Here is a 20260-nt window from a genome sequence, read left to right as displayed (position 1 = left end):
GCCCGAGACCACGACACACGCGGCCCGGGTGCATGAGCTTTTCCCAACAACACACACGGTTAGTGGAGAGATCACCTTGGTAGAGTACGTAGTTTCCCTCGATAAGCTCGGCGTCCATGATGTAGAGCACGTGGGGGGCAAAAACTCGTCCCTCGGCGAGATGATCAGCAACCTCGCAGGTGCTGGTGTTTCTGTGCCTGGCGGCTTCGCGACTACAGCCCAGGCTTATCGTGATTTTCTCGAACTCAGCGGTCTGAACGATCAGATTCATGCGGCGCTGGACACCCTTGATGTCGATGACGTCAACGCGCTGGCCCGCACCGGCGCGCAGATCCGTCAGTGGATCATGGAAGCCGAGTTCCCCGAGAAGCTCAACGCCGAGATCCGCACCGCCTTTGCCGAACTGTCCGCAGGCAACCCTAATCTGGCCGTGGCCGTGCGCTCTTCCGCCACCGCCGAAGACCTGCCTGACGCCTCTTTTGCGGGCCAGCAGGAAACCTTTCTGAACATTCGCGGCGTCGATAATGTCATCCGCGCGGCCAAGGAAGTCTTTGCTTCGCTGTTCAACGACCGGGCGATTTCCTACCGAGTGCACCAGGGCTTCGACCACAAGCTGGTGGCACTGTCGGCGGGTGTGCAGCGCATGGTGCGCTCCGAAACCGGTACAGCCGGGGTGATGTTCACCCTCGACACCGAATCCGGTTTCCGTGATGTAGTGTTTATCACCGGTGCCTACGGCCTGGGCGAAACGGTGGTGCAGGGCGCGGTCAACCCGGACGAGTTCTACGTGCACAAGGACACCCTGGCCGCTGGCCGCCCGGCGATCCTGCGTCGCAACCTGGGCAGTAAAGCGATCAAGATGATCTACGGCGAAGAAGCTTCGGCTGGCAAGTCGGTCAAGGTGATCGACGTCGAGCCTGCCGACCGGGCGCGCTTCTGCCTGACCGACGCCGAAGTGTCCGAGCTGGCGAAACAGGCGATGATCATCGAGAAGCACTACAAGTGCCCGATGGACATCGAATGGGCCAAGGACGGTGACGATGGCAAGCTGTACATCGTGCAGGCGCGTCCAGAGACCGTGAAAAGCCGTGCGTCGGCCAACGTTATGGAGCGTTACCTGCTCAAGGAAACCGGCAAGGTGCTGGTCGAAGGTCGTGCCATCGGTCAGCGCATCGGCGCCGGCAAGGTACGCATCATCAAGGACGTGTCCGAGATGGACAAGGTTCAGCCCGGCGACGTGCTGGTGTCCGACATGACCGACCCGGACTGGGAGCCAGTCATGAAGCGCGCAAGCGCTATCGTCACCAACCGCGGCGGTCGTACCTGCCATGCGGCGATCATTGCCCGCGAGCTGGGCATTCCGGCCGTAGTGGGCTGCGGCAACGCCACGCACACCTTGCAGGATGGCCAGGGCGTGACGGTTTCCTGCGCCGAAGGTGACACCGGTTACATCTTTGAAGGCGAACTAGGTTTTGACATCAAGACCAACTCGGTCGATGCCATGCCTGACCTGCCCTTCAAGATCATGATGAACGTCGGCAACCCGGACCGTGCCTTCGATTTTGCCCAGTTGCCCAACGCCGGTGTCGGCCTGGCGCGTCTGGAATTCATCATCAACCGCATGATCGGCGTGCACCCCAAGGCGCTGCTCAACTATTCGGTGCTGCCACCGGAAATCAAGGACAGCGTCGACAAGCGTATTGCCGGTTACCACGACCCGGTCGGTTTCTACGTTGAGAAGCTGGTCGAGGGCATCAGTACCCTGGCCGCCGCGTTCACGCCGAAAAAGGTCATCGTGCGCCTGTCGGACTTCAAGTCCAACGAATACGCCAACCTGATCGGCGGCAAGCTTTACGAGCCTGAAGAAGAAAACCCAATGCTGGGTTTCCGCGGCGCGTCGCGCTACATCAGCGAAAACTTCCGCGACTGTTTCGAGCTGGAGTGCCGTGCGCTCAAGCGTGTACGCGAAGAAATGGGCCTGACCAACGTCGAGATCATGGTGCCGTTCGTGCGCACCCTGGGCGAAGCAAGCCAGGTTATCGATTTGCTGGCGGCCAACGGCCTGAAGCGTGGCGAAAACGGCCTGCGCATCATCATGATGTGCGAACTGCCGTCCAACGCGATTCTGGCCGACGAGTTCCTGGAATATTTCGACGGGTTCTCCATCGGTTCCAACGACCTGACCCAACTGACCCTCGGCCTGGACCGCGACTCCGGCGTTATCGCGCACTTGTTCGACGAGCGTAACCCGGCGGTCAAGAAGCTGCTGTCCAATGCCATTCAGGCGTGCAACAAGGCCGGCAAGTACATCGGCATCTGCGGGCAGGGGCCTTCCGATCACCCGGATCTGGCGCGCTGGTTGATGGATCAAGGGATCGAGAGCGTGTCGCTCAACCCTGATTCGGTTCTGGAAACCTGGTTCTTCCTGGCCGAGGCGCAAGCGCCGGTCTGATGTGACGCGGCTGTTGGGTGGCTTTGCGCTTGTGACGCGATGGCCGCCTGAGCCGTCTTGTGGATCAAGTGTTTGAAAGGGCGGTTTCTTCGGAAGCCGCTTTTTTTATGAGTGCACCACCCGTTTATGAGAGCGCCACAAGGCGCCCCAGCGCGTTGTTGTATCCAGTCTGTCCAGCCAGATAAAGAGTGATATGCAGAGCAGTAGCCAGCTTTTTCCCGTTGCCTTGATCAGTGCCGAGCGTCGTGGCGACCTGGTCGAGGACGTCTACCGTCTCAAACCGGCCAACAGCCCTGACCCGAGTGTCGAGTTGGTGGTCACGCGCCTGGGGCTGGTCGATCAGCCTGCTACGCGCGGCGTTCCAGTGATTCTTCTGCACGGCAGCTTTTCCAATCGGCGCTTTTGGTATTCGCCCAAGGGTATCGGCCTGGGGCCGTATCTGGCCCGTGCCGGTTATGACGTGTGGATCCCGGAGATGCGCGGCCACGGGCTGTCGTCGCGCAACCAGAACTATCGCGCCAACTGTGTGGCCGACTACGCCCGCTTCGACCTGCCGGCCATTGGCGCATTTGTCGTCGAGCAGAGCGGTCAGGCGCCGCACTGGATCGGCCATTCGCTGGGTGGCACCACCCTGGCAGCCGCGCTGGGCGGTCAGTACCTCGGCCCGCAAAACGCAGCATCAGTGGCGCTGTTCGGCAGTCAGGTCAGCCGCAGCTACTGGCCACTGAAAATTCCGCCGCTGCAATGGTCGGCCCGTTTGCTGCTCAGGTCCTTCACGCATGTGTCCGGGCCACGTTTCAAGCGCGGCCCGGAAGACGAGCCGGTGGGTTTGGTACTGGAAAGCCTGCGCTGGCAAGGGCTGTTCGGGCGCTTTGGCGAGCGTGACAACCACTGGTGGGCGGGGCTTGGCGAGGTTCAGGTGCCGGTCCTTGCAGTGGCTGCGGTGGGTGATCAACAGGACCCGGAGTGGGCCTGCCGCATGCTGTTCGATCAGATCGGCGGCGACCAGCCCAAACGGTTTCTCTGCCTGGGTCGTGAGCATGGTTTCAGCGAAGACTTCGGTCATGTGCAAATGCTGGTCAGCAAGGCTGCGCAACAGCAGGTCTGGCCGCGTGTGATTGACTGGCTGCGTGAGCGCAGCGTTCCTGAACAGGTTGCAGAGTTTCAGGTGGCGGTGGGCAGTTAGCGGTTAAAGTCGCTATGGTTAGCGTCATCCGGTTGTCTCTGGTTCAATACCGGATCTGTACCCATCGCGACTTACAGGAGCTGACCCCATGCACTACATCACCCCCGATCTGTGCGACGCCTACCCGGAACTGGTGCAAGTCGTCGAGCCGATGCTCAGCAACTTCGGCGGACGCGATTCGTTTGGCGGCCAGATTGTCACCCTCAAATGTTTCGAGGATAACTCGCTGGTCAAGGAGCAGGTTGAACTCGACGGCAAGGGCAAAGTGCTGGTGGTCGATGGTGGCGGTTCGCTGCGCTGCGCCTTGCTGGGTGACATGCTGGCTGAAAAAGCCGCCAAACATGGCTGGGAAGGCTTGGTGATTTACGGCTGCGTGCGCGATGTGGACATGCTGGCCCAGACCGATCTGGGCGTCCAGGCGCTGGCCAGTTACCCAAAGCGCTCGGAAAAACGCGGCGTAGGGCAGCTGGATTTGCCGGTTACCTTTGGCGGCGTGACCTTTCGTCCGGGTGAGTACCTGTATGCCGACAACAATGGCGTCATCATTTCCCCATCACCTCTGACCATGCCGGAATAAGCGAAGTATCCATGTTCGATGAAGCAAACGCGCAGTGGGGGCTGGTTCATGCCCTGGTTCTGGACGGTAAGGGTGGGGCGCGTTTCATTGCTCGAACCGAGTTGCAAGGGCTTGAACTGCAGCCACAGGAAAGTCTGTGGCTGCATTGGGATCGCAGCCATCCCCAGACCCACACCTGGCTGCGCACCGGCAGTGGGTTGAGTGAATTTGCCTGCGACCTGCTGCTTGAGGAAAACACCCGGCCGCGTCTGCTGCCGTTGCCGGATCAGGAGTTGCTGCTGTTTCTGCGTGGTGTGAACCTGAACCCTGGTGCCGAGCCGGAAGACATGGTTTCGGTGCGCATCTTTGCCGCCGCGCAACGGGTGATCTCGCTGCGCCTGCGCCCGTTGCGGGCCACCGAAGAGCTGATCGAGCTGTTGGGGCAGGGCAAAGGCCCTACCAGCGCCTCGGAGCTGATTCTTTATCTGGCTCAGTACCTGACCGACAAGGTTCAGGATCTGGTGGGCGAATTGACTGAATCGGTCGATGAAGAGGAAGAAAAAACGGACGCCGACGAACGGTACAGCCCTGAACACGGCAAACTGTTGCATATTCGCCGACGCGCGGCAGGTCTGCGCCGGTTTCTGGGGCCACAGCGGGACATTTATGGTCAGCTTTCGCGAATCAAATTGTCCTGGTTTGCCAATGACGACGCAGATTACTGGAACGAGCTGAACAATAGCCTGACCCGCTATCTGGAAGAGCTGGAACTGACTCGCGAGCGCGTCGGGCTGTTGCTGGAGTCCGAAGACCGGCGTCTGCGCGAGCACATGAACCGCACCATGTACCGGTTCGGCATCATTACCGGCATATTTCTGCCGATGAGTTTTCTCACCGGTTTGCTGGGCATAAATGTCGGCGGTATCCCCGGCTCGGACAGCTCGTACGGCTTTTTGGTGGCGTGCTCGCTGATTGTCGCGCTGGCCGCAGGGCAGTGGTGGTTGTTCAGGCGTTTGCGCTGGGTGTAGAGGCGGCTCGTCCGTTTTTTTGACGGCTTTGTGTGACTTGTTGTTTTTGCGTCGCGTCTTTGACTGACATTACGTGAGGTGCCTGATGCACGATCCGTTTGAAGAATCTTTACGCGACATGCTCAATTCTTCATCCTCCAGCCGGGATGACGATGCATGTCTGGGGCGTGTCCTGAAGACCGCCAATCGCCAGGTGGGTGCCGGTGTGTTGTTCGGTCTGCTGGGGCGTTGGTCGGAGGCGTTGATGATTGCCGTGAACAACGGCTCCGCCCACGTTTCTCCTGTTTCTCGCCGCACTGTGTCGGGTGCGCGTTCTATCGATAAGGCTGATTGAGCATGGAATTGAATCTCTGGACCCAGAGCCTTCTTGCTGCAATGACTGCGTTGTGGACCAAGGTTGCAAACTTCATCCCCAACCTGTTTGGTGCCCTGGTTGTGGTGCTGCTGGGTTTTGTCGTAGCCAAGCTGCTAGACGCACTGCTGTCCAAATTGCTGGCCAAGCTGGGCCTTGATCGTCTGGTCGGTGGCACCGGCCTGACCAAGATCATCGGGCGGGCTGGCGTCAAGGTGCCGATTTCCACGTTGATCGGCAAGATCGTCTACTGGTTCGTATTGTTGATCTTCCTCGTTTCTGCAGCCGAATCGCTTGGCTTGCAGCGAGTGTCAGCTACGCTGGACATGTTGGCGCTGTATTTGCCGAAGGTATTTGGTGCGGCACTGGTGTTGCTGGTTGGCGTATTGCTCGCGCAACTGGTCAATGGGCTGGTGCGCGGCGCGGCCGAAGGGGTAGGCATCGATTATTCCGCAGGTCTGGGGCGAATTGCTCAGGGCCTGGTGATCATCATCAGTATTTCGGTTGCGATCAGCCAGCTTGAGGTCAAGACCGACCTGCTGAACCACGTTATTGTGATTGCATTGATTACCGTTGGTCTGACAGTGGCGCTGGCTTTAGGCCTGGGCAGTCGTGAAATCGCCGGTCAGATCATTGCCGGGATCTATGTTCGCGAGCTTTTTCAAGTCGGCCAGCAGGTACAGGTAGGCGATACAGAGGGGCAGATCGAAGAAATCGGTACGGTCAAGACAACGCTGTTGACAGACGAGGGGGAGCTGGTGTCGTTTTCCAACCGCATTCTCCTGGAGCAGAGAGTAATCAGCCGTTAAGCGGCTAACCTGCTAATCTATGCCGCCAGTTTGCCGATACAGGCCGTGGCGGACATTGAACTGACTGTCGGCAAGATTTGTTTTGAATAAACCTCAACCGTTTTTGACGCGTTACGATCCCCGCGAGCTCTCTGATGAGGAGCTGGTCGCGCGGGCCCACGTCGAGCTTTTCAATGTGACGCGGGCCTATGAAGAATTGATGCGCCGTTACCAGCGAACGCTTTTTAACGTGTGTGCACGATATCTGGGGAACGATCGCGATGCTGACGATGTCTGTCAGGAGGTGATGCTTAAAGTGTTGTACGGGTTGAAAAATTTTGAAGGTAAATCTAAATTTAAGACCTGGCTGTACAGCATCACCTACAATGAATGCATCACGCAGTACAGGAAGGAACGGCGTAAGCGTCGCTTGATGGACGCGTTGAGTCTGGATCCACTTGAGGAAGCGTCGGAAGAAAAGACGCCCAAACCTGAAGAGCGGGGCGGACTTGATCGCTGGCTTGTGTATGTGAACCCGATCGATCGGGAAATTCTGGTACTGCGTTTTGTTGCAGAACTTGAATTCCAGGAGATCGCAGACATCATGCACATGGGCTTGAGCGCAACGAAAATGCGTTACAAGCGGGCTTTGGATAAATTACGTGAGAAATTTGCGGGAATCGCCGAAACTTAATACGGTGCAAATATCTCTAACGAACTGGCAAGGTCTGGTACACTTGCCGACGAGTTGTCCCCACCTTGTGGGACTGCTTTATAATCATCAGATGGGGATTTAACGGATGAAACTGAAAAACACCTTGGGCTTGGCCATTGGTACTATTGTTGCCGCAACTTCGTTCGGCGCGCTGGCTCAAGGCCAAGGCGCAGTCGAAATCGAAGGCTTCGCCAAGAAAGAAATGTACGACAGCGCCCGTGACTTCAAAAACAACGGCAACCTGTTCGGCGGCTCGATTGGCTACTTCCTGACCGACGACGTTGAATTGCGTCTGGGCTACGACGAAGTTCACAACGTTCGTAGCGATGATGGCAAGAACATCAAGGGCGCAAACACCGCTCTGGACGCTCTGTACCACTTCAACAACCCAGGCGACATGCTGCGTCCATACGTTTCTGCCGGTTTCTCCGATCAGAGCATTGGCCAGAACGGTCGCAACGGTCGTAACGGTTCCACCTTCGCCAACATCGGCGGCGGTGCCAAGCTGTACTTCACCGACAATTTCTATGCTCGTGCTGGCGTTGAAGCTCAGTACAACATCGACCAAGGCGACACCGAGTGGGCTCCAAGCGTCGGTATCGGCGTAAACTTCGGTGGCGGCAGCAAGAAAGTTGAAGCAGCACCAGCTCCAGTAGCTGAAGTGTGCTCCGACAGCGACAACGACGGCGTGTGCGACAACGTCGACAAGTGCCCAGACACCCCAGCCAACGTAACTGTTGACGCTGATGGCTGCCCGGCAGTTGCTGAAGTGGTTCGTGTTGAGCTGGACGTGAAGTTCGACTTCAACAAGTCTGTTGTCAAGCCTAACAGCATGGGCGACATCAAGAACCTCGCTGACTTCATGCAGCAGTACCCACAGACCACCACCACTGTTGAAGGTCACACTGACTCCGTCGGTCCTGACGCTTACAACCAAAAACTGTCCGAGCGTCGTGCAAACGCCGTTAAACAGGTTCTGGTTAACCAGTACGGTGTTGGCGCTAGCCGCGTAAACTCGGTTGGTTACGGCGAATCCCGCCCAGTTGCTGACAACGCAACTGACGCTGGCCGTGCAGTAAACCGTCGCGTAGAAGCAGAAGTAGAAGCTCAAGCTAAGTAATTAGCCGCTTGTACTGAAAAGCCCGGCTTAGGCCGGGCTTTTCTTTGTCTGCGATTTAGTCAGGTACAGCGTCAGGATCCGGCAGGGTCAGCTGGCTCGCAGCTGTGCTTGCTCTACCAGGGTCTGATTCAGCAGCTCGTTGCTGAACGCCGCGACCGCGCCGATCACCAGGATCGCCGGGCTTTTCAGCTCGAATGCGGCTGCGTCACGCTGCATCGCATTCAGTGTGCTGCGGCATTCACGCTGCCAGGGCAGCGAAGCGTTTTCAATCATCGCCACCGGCATGTCGCCAATCATTCCGCCTGCCAGCAGGCTTTCGCGAATTTCCGCCAGTTTCGCCACACCCATGTACACCACCAGCGTCGTCCCGCCTTGTGCCAGCGCTTGCCAGTTGAGGCTGCTGTCGTCCTGAGTGTGGGCGGTCACCAGCGTCACGCCGCGACTGATACCGCGCAGGGTCAGCGAGATCCCGCATTGAGTTGCCCCGGCCAGGCCTGCGGTAATGCCGTTGACCAGTTCTACCGCGACACCGCGCTCCTGCAACCACTGTGCCTCTTCACCGCCACGCCCGAAGATGCACGGGTCGCCGCCTTTGAGGCGGACCACGCATTTGCCCTGGCGCACGTAACGCAGCATCAGGCGATGGATAAATTCCTGTGGCGTCGAGCGGCAGCCACCGCGCTTGCCGACGGCAATCACTCGCGCCTGCGGGCAGTGCTCAAGCACTGCGGTATTGACCAGATCATCGATCAACACCACGTCGGCTTCGTGCAAGGCGCGAACTGCCTTGAGGGTGAGTAATTCCGGGTCGCCCGGGCCAGCGCCTACCAGCCATACTTTTGCGCTCATGCTGCATTCCTCATTCAGTCACTGCCACGGCGTTGATCAGTCTTTTTATTTCCGGGACACACGAACCGCACTGCGTCCCACAGCCTAATTGGGTTTTGAGTTGATTCAGGTTCAGGCCTCGCTCGATACCGCTCATCACCGTGCTCTGGCTGACGTTCATGCAGTTGCACAAGGTCTTGTCGCGAGACAGGGTCGAGTCTTTGCCGGGCTCGCTGCTCAAAGGCGCCAGCAGCCAGCGCCGTAGCGCGGGATCGACACGCTCTTGCAGCCATAACGTCTGTAGCCAGTGCTGGGCGAGCGTTTCTCCCGCCAGGCGGATGGCGGTGATGCGCCCGTTGTCGATCCGCACCCGTTTGCCGATTGAACGCTTGGGGTCGTCGTAGGCCATGACCGGGCCTTCATCGAGGTTAAGCAGGCTGTCGATGCGCTGCAGCAGCGTCGAGTCTGGCGCTTCGGTGCTGGCCGCGCGCACCACCAGTGCCGGTCGTTCTCGCCCGATCAGGCCCATGCTCAGGTAGGTGAACGCTTCGCACAGCGGTCGCAGGCGCTCCATGTGCTGTTGCACATTGCCTTCGATCAAGGCGAAGAACTGCCAGGGCAGCCGGGCTTTTTCGATTCTGACCCCGGAGTGCTTGAGCTCCGGCTGTTTGGAGAGCGGGTCGAAGGCAGGCTGGGTCAGGACGTTCACGCCGCCCTTGAGAAACCGGTCGCCCCAGTGCATCGGCAAAAAAGCCTGGCCGGCGACAACGCTGTCATCACTGCTGACCGGCAGCAGCAGTTCGCCGCGTCGGCTGATCAGTTTGACCAGATCGCCGTTCTGCAGGTCATGGCCAAGCATTTGCTGTGGGTTGAGGCTCAACAGCGCCTCGCTGACATGCCCGAACAAGCGCGCGGCGGTGCCGGTGCGGCTCATGCCGTGCCATTGATCGCGCAGCCTGCCGGTGTTGAGCGTCAGTGGATATTCAGCGTCACGCAATTCTCGGGCGGCGATATAGGGCTCGGCCAAAAACTGTGCGCGGCCCGAAGCCGTCGGGAAAATACCATCGAGATAAAGACGCGGTGTGCCCACGCTGGCGCCTATCGGGAACGGCCATTGCTGCGGGCCTTGGCGGTCAATCAGTTCGCGGTCGATACCGGACATGTCCAGATCGCGCCCGACCGTCAGGCCCTTGAACTCATCGAACAGCGATTTTGGCGTCTGGAAGTCGAACAGTGCAGGAGCTTCTGGCTGCAGGCGCTTTTGCAGACGCTGGGCGAAATCCACGGTAATGGCCCAGTCGGAACGGGCTTCACCGGGTGCCTGAATGGCTTTGCGCACATTGGAGATGCGCCGTTCCGAGTTGGTGACCGTGCCTTCCTTTTCCCCCCAACTGGCGGCGGGCAGCAGCAGGTCGGCAAAGCGTGCGGTTTCGGTGGTCTTGAAGGCTTCCTGAAGCACCACGAACGGGCAGGTTTCAAGCGCCTGACGGATTCTGTTCTGGTCGGGCAGTGATTGTGCCGGGTTGGTGCAGGCAATCCACAAGGCTTTGATCGTGCCGTTTTGCAGTTGCTCGAACAGCTCGATGGCGGGCAGGCCGGGAGTAGCCGGCAGGCTGTCGATGCCCCAGTACTCGGCCACTTCGGCGCGGTGTTCGGGATTGGCGGCATCGCGATGGCCTGGCAGCAGGTTGGACAGGCTGCCGGTTTCGCGACCGCCCATGGCGTTGGGCTGGCCGGTGAGCGAGAAAGGGCCGGCGCCGGGTCGGCCAATCTGCCCGGTGGCCAGGTGCAGATTGATCAACGCGCTGTTTTTCGCGCTGCCGGCAGTGGACTGATTCAAACCCATGCACCACAGCGACAGAAAGCCCGCCGACTTGCCTACCCAGCGGGCGCAGGTGTGCAAGTGTTGCTGAGAAATACCGCAGATGTTTGCCACGCGTTCAGGCGGATAATCACGTACCAGCGCTGCCAGTTCGTCATAGCCCAGCGTGTGGGCGGCAATGAATTGCGGGTCGATCAGGTTTTCGCTCATCAATACGTGCAGGATGCCGTGAAACAGCGCGACGTCGGTGCCGGGCTGAATCGCCAGGTGCAGGTCCGCCAGTTCGCAGGTGTCGGTGCGACGCGGATCGATGACGATGAGTTTCATCGCGGGACGGCGGCTTTTTGCTTCTTCCAGACGGCGAAACAGAATCGGATGCGCGTAAGCCATGTTGCTGCCGACGATCATCACGCAGTCGCTCAGCTCGAGGTCCTCGTAGCTGCACGGCGGCGCATCGGCCCCCAGGCTGCGCTTGTAGCCGGCCACGGCCGAAGACATGCACAGCCGCGAGTTGCTGTCGATGTTGTTGGTGCCGACCAGTGCGCGGGCCAGCTTGTTGAACGCGTAGTAGTCCTCGGTCAGCAGCTGGCCGGAAATGTAGAACGCCACGCTGTCGGGGCCGTGTTCGCGAATGCTCTCGGCAAACACGGTGGCGGCGTGCTCCAGTGCGGTGTCCCAATCGGTCACGCTGCGCGCCAGCCCTTTGCTCAGGCGCAGCTCCGGGTACAACGCCCGTGCTTCGATATCGCCGGTCAGGTGCAGGCTCGAACCTTTGCTGCACAGCTTGCCGAAGTTCGCCGGGTGTTGGGGATCGCCGCTGACGCCGAGAATGCGCTGCCCGTCATGCTCGATCAGCACCCCGCAGCCGACGCCGCAATAGCAGCAGGTGGATGCCGTCACCTGAGTGGTCTGGATGGCCAGGCTGGTCATGCGCAAGCAGCCGGTGTGGCAGCGGGTTTGCCGAACATCAGGTGATTGCGGATGGCATCAATGCCCTGGCCATCACGGATCTGTTGCAAGTACCAACTGCCGTCGGCGGTGTCGCCGTACAGGCAGGCGCCGACCAGAATGTCATTTTTGATCACCAGCTTCTTGTAGACACCGCCGATGGGGTCCGAGAGGGTGATGCTTTCAGTGCCTTCGCCACCCAGAAAATCACCGGCCGAAAACAGGTCGATACCCGTGACTTTCAGCTTGGTCGAGGTGACCGAGCCCGGATAGCGGGCAAACCCGAGCTGGGCGAGGTGATTGGCGCAGACCCGGGCCTGTTCGAACAGCGGCGCGACCAGCCCGTAGGCGATGCCGCGATGGCTGACGCACTCGCCGATGGCATAGATGCGCGGATCGAAGGTCTGCAGCGTGTCGTTGACCAGAATTCCGCGGTTGCACGGCAGGCCCGCCTGTTCGGCCAGCTCGGTGTTGGGCCGTATGCCTGCTGCCATGACCACCAGGTCTGCGTCAATGACGTCGCCGTTCTTCAATTGCACGGCCCGCACGCGACCCTGGTCATCGCCGAGCAGGGCTTGGGTCTGTTCATTGAGGCGAAAGCTCAGGCCGCGCAGCTCCAGCGCGGCTTGCAGCATCAGGCCGCTAGTCTTGTCCAGCTGGCGTTCCAGCAGGGTCTGACCGTTATGAATGACCGTGACCTGCATGCCGCGCAGGCTCAGGCCGTTGGCCGCTTCCAGCCCTAGCAGGCCGCCGCCGATGACGACTGCGTGTTTGTGTGTGACGGCGGTGTCGATCATCTGCCGGGTGTGACCGATGTCGCGATAGCCGATCACGCCGTCCAGCGTGTTGCCGGGGATCGGCAGAATGAAAGGGCGTGACCCGGTGGCGATCAACAGTCGGTCATAATGGGCCTGGGTGCCGTCATCGGCGATCACCAGGCGCTTGATGCGATCGATCTTGACCACACGGCGGTTCAGCAACAGCTGGATACCGTTGCCTTGGTACCAGGCCAGATCGTTGAGCACGATGTCTTCGAAGTTCTGCTCGCCGGCCAGCACCGGCGACAGCAGGATGCGGTTGTAGTTGGGGTGTGGCTCGGCGCCGAAGACGGTGATGTCGTACAGGTCTTCGCTCAGCTTCAACAACTCTTCGAGTGTGCGCACGCCGGCCATGCCGTTGCCAATCATCACCAGTTTGAGTTTTTTCATCTTGCCTCCGAGTCGCCAGAGAGCGGGCTCGACACAGTGTGCGCAAACAAAAAAAGGCGTCCCGCCAGTTGCCTGACGGGGACGCCTTTGTCCGGTCCCGTTCTCTCGGGAGGCGCAGCCTTCATCGTTGAAGGCTGCGCGTTATGAATGATCTGAAAGGGACTATGCAGCGCTTGTGCCAACTCGTGTTCACGCGCATAAACGGGTGTATTGGCGATAGTCGCGGTTATTTCTGCACTGGCTTGAGGCGTGCTGCACAGAAGCGGGGCGGGCGCGGCTGAATCAGTGGCGCCCCATGAACCAGATGACCGCCAGCAGATTGCACAGCAACGAGACCAGCGCCAGCGTGCGCCAGACTTTCAGCGGTTCGCGTTCCAGCAACGGGCGCGGGCGCGCAACCAGTGGGCGATGCTCGGCCTGCTCCAGTTCCAGCAGCCATTGTTCCGAGGTTTCGTAACGCTGATCCGGGTCGGCCTGCAAGGCCTTGTCCAGGCTCTGGCTCAGCCATTGCGGCAGGTCGGGTCGATAGCGGCTGGCGGGAATCGGCGTGCCAAAGCGGCGATGTTGAAAGGCTTCGATTTCGCCGTAGGGGTAATGACCGGTCAACAGGTAATACAGCGTCACACCAACGGCATACAAGTCCTGCCTGGGGTGCGCTTCTGCACCGTTGAAGGCTTCCGGAGCAATGTAGCTCGGCGTACCGGGCAGGTCCTCGGCATTGGTGGCTGACAGGCCCGGGCAGAACGCCAGGCCGAAATCCAGCAGGCGCAGCTCGCCGTCGTTACCCAGCAGAAGGTTTTCCGGTTTGATGTCGCGGTGAATGATATTGCGTCGATGCAACAGCCCGGTGGCCCGTAACACACGAGTCGCCAGGTCCTGCCATTGCACCAGTGGCAACGGCCCGTTGCGTCTGAAGACCTCAGCCAGCGTACTTCCGGGGTATTCGCGCATCACGTAATACAGGTGCTGACGCTGCGCAAGCGAATGAACCTCGGGGAAAAACCGCCCGGCGACCCGGCGCAGAAACCACTCTTCGAGCAACAGCCCTTGCCCGGCACCGGCTTCGTCATGACGACTGGCCGGCAGGGTCTTCAGCAGCCAAGGCTGGCCGTGGGCGTCCTTTACCCGATAGAGAATCGACTGCCGCGATTGCGCCACGATGTCGCCGACGTTCCAGCCTTCAAAGGTCTGACCGACCTTGAGTGCTGGCGGCAGCGGCCACTGCTGCAATTGCAGCAACGTGTCGCCCAGATCGTCTGTGCCCAGGCTGTCGACCTGAATCAGCAGGGCGCTGGCATTGTCCTGACTGCCAGCCAGATGCGCCGCGCTGACCAGGGTTTTCACCGCTGAGTCGAGGTCGTCCTGCTCGGTCAGAATCGAGCGGATGCTGGCGTCGCCGAGGGTTGCCCATATTCCGTCGCTGACCAGCAACAGACGCTCGCCTTCGCACAGCTCGCCGTCGAGATAATCCATGACCACGTATTGATCCAGGCCCAGCGCGCGCTTGAGCACATGCTGCATATCGGCCTGTTCCCAGACGTGGTCCTCGCTGATGCGTTTGAGCGTGCCGGCCTGCCAGCGATAAGCCCGGCAGTCGCCGACATGGGCGAGGGTGAAGCGCCTGCCGCGCAGCACCAGAGCGCTGAGGGTGGTCAGCAGGCCGTTGGCCAGCAGCCAGCGGTTCTGCGCCAGCAACAGGCGATCAAGCGACTGCGCCACGCCCCAGGTTTCCGGCGTCGAGTAATAGTCGAGTGCCAGCGCCTGCAGCGTCGACTGCGCGGCCAGCGCGCCATCGGCACACTGGCTGACGCCGTCGGCAAGGGCAAACAGATAGCCCTTGCTGGCCGCCAGTGCCGGGGCCGGAGTGACCATGCGCAGGGCGTCCTGGTTCTCCGCTCGCGGACCGCTGGCGCTGAATTCGGCAAAGCGCAATTGCAGCGTCATCGGCGGCTCAGACCCGCGCCGCGGTCACGGCCGCCGAACCCCAGGTGGTTCTCCAGCGACGCTTGACGTTCAACAGGCCGAACCAGGCCAGTACCGCCAGACCTGCGAACAGCCACAGGCCCAACTGGTAATCACCGGTATTTTGCTTGATGGCGCCCAGACCGGCTGCCAGCAGGAAGCCGCCGATACCGCCAGCCATCCCGATCAGGCCGGTCATCACGCCGATTTCCTTGCGGAACCGCTGCGGCACCAGTTGGAAGACTGCACCGTTACCGGCACCCAGGCCAAGCATCGCTGCAACGAACAGCGCCAGTGCTGCCCACGAACTCGGCAGGTTGAAGCCCACTGCCGCGATACCGACAGCAGCTACCGTGTACATCACCGTCAGGGTGCGGATCCCGCCAAAGCGGTCGGCCAGCGCGCCACCGAGCGGGCGCATCAGGCTGCCGCCGAACACACAGGCTGCGGTGTAGTAACCGGCCGTGATCGGGCTCAGGCCATACTGGTCGTTGAAGTAGCCGGGCAGGGCGCTGGCCAGACCGATGAAGCCACCGAAGGTCACGCTGTAGAAAAACATGAACCACCAGCTGTCACGGTCGCCCAGTGCCTTGAGGTAATCCGCCATGGATTTGGGTTTGCTGCGCTCCGGCGCGTTGCGCGCCATCAGGGTGAAGGCAATCAGCGTCAGAACCAGCGGGATCAGCGCCAGGCCGAACACATTGCCCCAGCCAAAACTGGCCGCCAGCACCGGTGCGATCAATGCCGCCAGCACGGTGCCGGAGTTGCCGGCACCGGCAATACCCATCGCCTTGCCCTGGTGCTGTGGCGGATACCACTGCGAGGCCAGCGGCAACGCAACGGCGAACGACGCGCCGGCCATGCCCAGGAACAGGCCTAGCAGCAAGACCTGCTCGTAGCTGTGAATACCCAATTGCCAGGCAGTGAACAAGGCACCGATCACAATCACCTGACCGATGATGCCGGCTGTCTTGGGGGACAACTGGTCGGCCAGCAGACCCATGAAAAAGCGCAGCACGGCACCGGCCAGAATCGGCGTGGCCACCATCAGGCCGCGCTGTTGAGTCGTGAGGTGCAGGTCGGTGGCGATTTGTACCGCCATCGGGCCAAGCAGGTACCAGACCATGAAGCTCAGGTCGAAATACAGAAAGGCTGCGAACAGGGTCGGTCTGTGACCGGCCTTCCAGAAGCTTGTATCCATGTGCACACCTCATCATCTGCTAGTTAGTCAGTCGGGCCATGAGCGCGACGCGGGGTATTCCAGACGCTGTGGTGGAGTGTTCCGAATGACGGCGACTCCACCGGCCCCGTCACCGGGGCCAAAACGCAAAAACGTCGCCTCTCTGTCCACGTGAGCGGAAAAAGATAAGCGACGTCTTTGTCGTAAAGGTGATAGCCGCCGTTGGCTACCGTGGGATTGCTAAAGCAAGAGATGGGCCAGATGAGCTGCAAGCGGTTAGCGGCAAGCTGCAAGCGGATGGTGTGCTCCTTGGCGTGTTGGCCAATGACCTTGAATCGGGCGATGGGCAGCCAAGGCGCTGCAAAAGGGGGCGAGTGCCTGGATCGCTCCGCAACCCCGGCCCTTGCGCGTCATTCAGGCGCAGCGGCGCAACAATGGTCGCGACTGAGACAACGATCAGCCGGTTCGATAATGAACAGATAAAGTATGATTTATTTATATTTTATGATGATTGACTGTTTATGTATTATTTTTCCGGGTGCCACTAATCAACCTGTTTTGTACTGTCGCAATGATGTTGTTTCGATGCCTTGGTATGACGCTCTTAATAGGTGTGATCAACGCGTGTGAATATTTATTAAAATAAGATATGCACTTATCGTCGTGCAGATGTCGGCAAATATTTAATTTACTTTCAGAAGGATCTCTGACAGCATTCGTCCTGCCGTGAACAACACGGGCCATTGATTTCATCATGGTAATTTCACTCTCCCATTAAGCAACTGGCACGTTCAGGCTGCTTGTCAATTTAAATGAAAGATTGCTGCAGTACAGTAATCCGACGATCCACTTGTTTTTATCAGCATCGCTGTTGCTGATGCGCCATGCCTGATAAATAAAGGCCTGCTTTAAATACACTCTGGTCATGCAACCTGCATGCCGGTTTGTTTCCTCTCCGCGCGGCTTGTACAGGCGCCAATAAAGGACACCTTCATCATGAGTAACATCAACTACGCACCTACTGTCTGGTCCCGCGCCGATGCGCTGAAGGTCAATGAAAATGACCCGACCACCACACAGCCGCTGGTCAGCCCGGACTTTCCGGTCATGAGTGATACGGTATTCATCTGGGACACCATGCCGTTGCGACAGCTCGACGGCACTATTGTCTCGGTCAATGGCTGGTCGGTGATCATCACCCTGACAGCCGACCGCCACCCGGACGACCCGCAGTACCTGGGCGCCAATGGCCGCTACGACATCAAGCGCGACTGGGAAGACCGCCATGGCCGGGCACGCATGTGCTACTGGTATTCGCGCACCGGCAAGGACTGGATCTTCGGCGGCCGGGTCATGGCCGAAGGCGTATCGCCCACCACCCGCGAGTGGGCAGGCACGCCCATCCTGTTGAACGACAACGGTGATATCGACCTGTATTACACCTGCGTGACGCCAGGTGCGGCCATCGCCAAAGTTCGCGGCCGTATTGTCACGTCAGACAAAGGCGTGGAATTGAAAGACTTTACCGACGTCAAGATTCTTTTCCAGGCCGACGGAACTTACTATCAGACCGAAGCGCAAAACTCGACCTGGAACTTTCGCGATCCCAGTCCATTCATCGACCCCAATGATGGCAAGTTGTACATGGTCTTTGAAGGTAATGTGGCCGGTGAGCGGGGTTCACATACTGTCGGTGCCGCTGAACTTGGCCCTGTGCCACCGGGTCATGAAGAGATAGGCGGTGCCAGGTTTCAAGTCGGCTGTATTGGTCTGGCGGTTGCAAAAGACCTCAGTGGCGAAGAGTGGGAAATACTTCCGCCGCTGGTCACTGCATTGGGCGTCAATGATCAGACCGAGCGGCCGCATTATGTCTTTCAGGACGGCAAGTATTACTTGTTTACCATCAGCCACAAGTTCACTTATGCCGATGGTGTAACCGGGCCGGATGGCGTGTACGGTTTTGTCGGCGAGCATCTGTTCGGGCCTTACCGGCCAATGAACGCTTCGGGTCTGGTGCTCGGCAATCCGCCTGCGCAGCCGTTTCAGACCTATTCCCACTGTGTGATGCCGAACGGTCTGGTGACGTCGTTCATCGACAGCGTGCCCACCACAGGCGAAGATTATCGTATTGGTGGCACCGAGGCGCCGACGGTACGGATCCTGTTGAAAGGCGACCGCTCGTTCGTGCAGGAGGTGTATGACTATGGCTATATTCCGGCGATGAAGGATATTACGTTGAGCTAATACACTGCTGACGCTGACCCATAAAGAACGCCTGCCCGTGCAGGCGTTCTTGCGTGGTTATCCCAGTAACTCGCTCATCGCAATGATCTGCTCCGCCACCTGTATCAGTTTCTGCTGACGGCTCATCGCCTGTCGGCGCATCAGCGTGTACGCCTCTTCCTCGTTGCAGTCCTTCATCTTCATCAACAGCCCCTTGGCCAGCTCGATGCGCTTGCGCTCGGCCAGTTGCTGATCGCGGGCATGCAACTGGGCGCGCAAGGCCTGATCGCTCTCGAAGCGGGCCATGGCCACATCGAGAATCGGTTGCAGACGTTGCGCCTGAATGCCTTCGACAATGTAAGCGCTGACCCCTGACTTGATTGCCTGGCGCATCACCCCCGGATCGTGCTCGTCGGTAAACATCACGATAGGGCGCGGCTGGTCGCGGCTAACCAGTACCACCTGTTCCATCACGTCGCGGCCGGGCGATTCGGTGTCGATCAGGATGACGTCCGGGCGCACGGCCTCGACACGGGCGGGCAGGTCGATGATCAGTCCGGATTCGTCGATAACTTCAAACCCGGCCTCGGTCAGCGCCGACCTGAGGCGTCCGACTTTTCTGGCGGTGTCATTGATAAGCAGGATACGCAGCATGGTCACGTTCTCCGTCAACGACTGGCAACAGCAGGCGCGGTATCGGCCAGCGAGTGGAGTTTGAAGCTTCGCGCATAGCCTGCGGGATCACTGCCGTCCCAGACCTTGCCATCGATGAGCTGGCTACTGCGCAGGGTCGCGCTGGGGGCATCGATACCCAGTGCATTGGCGGCCTGACGGTACAGGTCCAGCTGCTGAACGCGGCTGGCGACGGCCAGGTAATCCGGGTCTTCGCGCAACAGGCCCCAGCGCCGGAACTGGGTCATGAACCACATGCCGTCCGACAGCCACGGGTAGTTGACCTGACCCTGGTCGTGAAAACTCACCGCATGCGGGTCCTGCCAGTGATTGCCCAGGCCGTCGCTGTACTGGCCGAGCAGGCGCGGTTCGATGCAGTCCAGCGAGGCATCCAGGTAATCCACGCCGCTGAGCAGTTGCGCGGTGCTGCGCCGGTTGTGGTCGCTTTGTTCGATGAAACGGCTGGCTTCGAGCACAGCCATGATCAACGCCCTGGCGGTGTTGGGGTTCTGCTCGACAAATTCGCGGGTGCAGCCCAGCACCTTGCCGGGGTGGTCAGGCCAGATCGCCTGGCTGGTCGCCATGGTGAAACCCAGTTGCTGCTGCACCGCGCTGGCACCCCAGGGTTCACCGACACAAAACCCGTCGATACGCCCGGCCTGCAGGTGCTGCGCCATTTGTGTGGGCGGCACCACCACGCTGGTAACGTCATCGAGCGGGTGAATGCCCTGGCTGGCGAGCCAGTAGTAGAGCCACATGGCGTGGTTGCCGGTGGGAAAGGTCTGGGCGAAGGTCAGCTTTGAGCCGCTTTGGTGCGCGCGTTTGTCCAGTGCCTCAGGAGTGATCACGCCAGCATCCTGCAGCTCGCGGGACAGGTTGATGCACTGGCCGTTCTGGTTGAGGCCCATGAGGATGGCCATGTCGGTCGCCGGGCCGCCGCTGATGCCCAGCTCCACGGCATAGATCAAACCATACAGGCTATGTGCCGCCTGAAGCTGCCCGCTGACCAGCCTGTCACGCAGCCCGGCCCAGGAGGTCTGGCGTTTCAGGTTCAGGCTCAGCCCGTAAGGCTGGGCAAACCCCTGGGTGGCAGCGACCACCAGCGGGGCGCAGTCGGTCAGTGCCATGAAGCCCACGTCCAGGCTGTTCATTTCCGGGGCGTCACTGCCAGCCACCCAGTCCAGTGCATTGCCGGTTCGTTCGTTCATTGCGCGTGCTTC

The 20260-nt window shown here is 59.8% G+C and carries 15 protein-coding genes and 1 pseudogene; 9 read left to right on the top strand and 7 right to left on the bottom strand.

The genetic code is table 11. The annotated features are described in order from the left end of the window. The first annotated feature begins 76 nt into the window (after window positions 1-76). The 8 genes from ppsA (at window position 77) to QRN38_RS05675 (ending at window position 8197) form a co-directional block, all read left to right on the top strand. Window positions 77-2452 (top strand): phosphoenolpyruvate synthase, encoded by a 2376-nt coding sequence (gene ppsA, locus QRN38_RS05710; RefSeq protein ID WP_010213679.1) that lies wholly within the window; start codon window positions 77-79, stop codon window positions 2450-2452. Window positions 2453-2645: 193 nt separating this feature from the next. Next, window positions 2646-3638, top strand: coding sequence for an alpha/beta fold hydrolase (locus QRN38_RS05705; protein ID WP_005765719.1), 993 nt, complete (start codon window positions 2646-2648; stop codon window positions 3636-3638). Window positions 3639-3726: 88 nt separating this feature from the next. Next, the gene (rraA, locus tag QRN38_RS05700) at window positions 3727-4215 is read left to right on the top strand and encodes a ribonuclease E activity regulator RraA (RefSeq protein WP_005765718.1); all 489 of its coding nucleotides are present in this window, start codon (window positions 3727-3729) and stop codon (window positions 4213-4215) included. Between the two features lie 11 nt (window positions 4216-4226). Next, a complete protein-coding gene (cmaX, locus tag QRN38_RS05695) occupies window positions 4227-5222 on the top strand; it encodes a divalent cation transporter CmaX (RefSeq protein WP_003382467.1) in 996 nt (331 codons plus the stop codon). A gap of 85 nt (window positions 5223-5307) precedes the next feature. Continuing rightward, entirely contained in the window at window positions 5308-5556 is a 249-nt protein-coding gene (locus tag QRN38_RS05690) for a crfX protein (protein WP_003382465.1), read from the top strand. Between the two features lie 2 nt (window positions 5557-5558). Beyond that, window positions 5559-6383 carry a mechanosensitive ion channel family protein gene (locus QRN38_RS05685; protein WP_003382463.1) on the top strand — a complete coding sequence of 275 codons (825 nt, stop codon included), beginning with the start codon at window positions 5559-5561 and terminating at the stop codon, window positions 6381-6383. Between the two features lie 82 nt (window positions 6384-6465). Then, a complete protein-coding gene (sigX, locus tag QRN38_RS05680) occupies window positions 6466-7056 on the top strand; it encodes an RNA polymerase sigma factor SigX (protein ID WP_005738001.1) in 591 nt (196 codons plus the stop codon). 106 nt (window positions 7057-7162) lie between these two features. After that, on the top strand, window positions 7163-8197 hold the full coding sequence (locus tag QRN38_RS05675; protein ID WP_003382460.1) for an OmpA family protein: 1035 nt from the start codon (window positions 7163-7165) through the stop codon (window positions 8195-8197). 87 nt (window positions 8198-8284) lie between these two features. On the opposite strand, the gene cobA is transcribed toward QRN38_RS05675, so the two are convergent. The 5 genes and pseudogenes from cobA to QRN38_RS05650 all read right to left on the bottom strand — a co-directional run bounded on the left by cobA (window position 8285) and on the right by QRN38_RS05650 (window position 16166). After that, the gene (cobA, locus tag QRN38_RS05670; protein WP_057417814.1) at window positions 8285-9046 is read right to left on the bottom strand and encodes a uroporphyrinogen-III C-methyltransferase; all 762 of its coding nucleotides are present in this window, start codon (window positions 9044-9046) and stop codon (window positions 8285-8287) included. Between the two features lie 10 nt (window positions 9047-9056). Further along, on the bottom strand, window positions 9057-11777 hold the full coding sequence (locus QRN38_RS05665; RefSeq protein WP_057417815.1) for a nitrate reductase: 2721 nt from the start codon (window positions 11775-11777) through the stop codon (window positions 9057-9059). A 20-nt stretch (window positions 11778-11797) separates the two neighbouring features. Then, window positions 11798-13003 (bottom strand): annotated as a pseudogene (locus tag QRN38_RS05660) (NAD(P)/FAD-dependent oxidoreductase); the annotation flags it as partial. Window positions 13004-13285: 282 nt separating this feature from the next. Continuing rightward, on the bottom strand, window positions 13286-14947 hold the full coding sequence (locus tag QRN38_RS05655) for a bifunctional protein-serine/threonine kinase/phosphatase (RefSeq protein WP_054090909.1): 1662 nt from the start codon (window positions 14945-14947) through the stop codon (window positions 13286-13288). A gap of 7 nt (window positions 14948-14954) precedes the next feature. Continuing rightward, window positions 14955-16166 (bottom strand): nitrate/nitrite transporter, encoded by a 1212-nt coding sequence (locus QRN38_RS05650; RefSeq protein ID WP_044393155.1) that lies wholly within the window; start codon window positions 16164-16166, stop codon window positions 14955-14957. A gap of 975 nt (window positions 16167-17141) precedes the next feature. Between QRN38_RS05650 and QRN38_RS05645 the strand changes: the two genes are divergently transcribed. Then, window positions 17142-18389 carry a glycoside hydrolase family 68 protein gene (locus QRN38_RS05645; RefSeq protein ID WP_054090910.1) on the top strand — a complete coding sequence of 416 codons (1248 nt, stop codon included), beginning with the start codon at window positions 17142-17144 and terminating at the stop codon, window positions 18387-18389. A gap of 57 nt (window positions 18390-18446) precedes the next feature. Here QRN38_RS05645 and QRN38_RS05640 read toward each other — a convergent pair whose 3' ends face one another. After that, window positions 18447-19022, bottom strand: a complete 576-nt coding sequence (locus QRN38_RS05640) for an ANTAR domain-containing response regulator (protein ID WP_005765699.1) — start codon at window positions 19020-19022, stop codon at window positions 18447-18449. A 14-nt stretch (window positions 19023-19036) separates the two neighbouring features. Beyond that, on the bottom strand, window positions 19037-20248 hold the full coding sequence (locus tag QRN38_RS05635; protein ID WP_007244702.1) for a CmpA/NrtA family ABC transporter substrate-binding protein: 1212 nt from the start codon (window positions 20246-20248) through the stop codon (window positions 19037-19039). Between the last annotated feature and the right edge of the window lie 12 nt (window positions 20249-20260).

Origin of the sequence: Pseudomonas sp. CFBP2511 (assembly GCF_030209255.1) — a bacterium.
Classification (GTDB): domain Bacteria; phylum Pseudomonadota; class Gammaproteobacteria; order Pseudomonadales; family Pseudomonadaceae; genus Aquipseudomonas; species Aquipseudomonas avellanae.
Note: the sequence above shows the minus strand (reverse complement) of the source record. Positions and strands in the feature narration are given on the sequence as shown.

Bases quoted from the DNA above. Each gene is read 5' to 3' on its own strand.
- QRN38_RS05705 (WP_005765719.1), top strand. From the start codon at position 2,646: ATGCAGAGCAGTAGCCAGCTTTTTCCCGTTGCCTTGATCAGTGCCGAG.
- rraA (WP_005765718.1), top strand. From the start codon at position 3,727: ATGCACTACATCACCCCCGATCTGTGCGACGCCTACCCGGAACTGGTG.
- cmaX (WP_003382467.1), top strand. From the start codon at position 4,227: ATGTTCGATGAAGCAAACGCGCAGTGGGGGCTGGTTCATGCCCTGGTT.
- QRN38_RS05690 (WP_003382465.1), top strand. From the start codon at position 5,308: ATGCACGATCCGTTTGAAGAATCTTTACGCGACATGCTCAATTCTTCA.
- QRN38_RS05685 (WP_003382463.1), top strand. From the start codon at position 5,559: ATGGAATTGAATCTCTGGACCCAGAGCCTTCTTGCTGCAATGACTGCG.
- QRN38_RS05675 (WP_003382460.1), top strand. From the start codon at position 7,163: ATGAAACTGAAAAACACCTTGGGCTTGGCCATTGGTACTATTGTTGCC.
- cobA (WP_057417814.1), bottom strand. From the start codon at position 9,046: ATGAGCGCAAAAGTATGGCTGGTAGGCGCTGGCCCGGGCGACCCGGAA.
- QRN38_RS05665 (WP_057417815.1), bottom strand. From the start codon at position 11,777: ATGACCAGCCTGGCCATCCAGACCACTCAGGTGACGGCATCCACCTGC.
- QRN38_RS05655 (WP_054090909.1), bottom strand. From the start codon at position 14,947: ATGACGCTGCAATTGCGCTTTGCCGAATTCAGCGCCAGCGGTCCGCGA.
- QRN38_RS05650 (WP_044393155.1), bottom strand. From the start codon at position 16,166: ATGGATACAAGCTTCTGGAAGGCCGGTCACAGACCGACCCTGTTCGCA.
- QRN38_RS05645 (WP_054090910.1), top strand. From the start codon at position 17,142: ATGAGTAACATCAACTACGCACCTACTGTCTGGTCCCGCGCCGATGCG.
- QRN38_RS05640 (WP_005765699.1), bottom strand. From the start codon at position 19,022: ATGCTGCGTATCCTGCTTATCAATGACACCGCCAGAAAAGTCGGACGC.
- QRN38_RS05635 (WP_007244702.1), bottom strand. From the start codon at position 20,248: ATGAACGAACGAACCGGCAATGCACTGGACTGGGTGGCTGGCAGTGAC.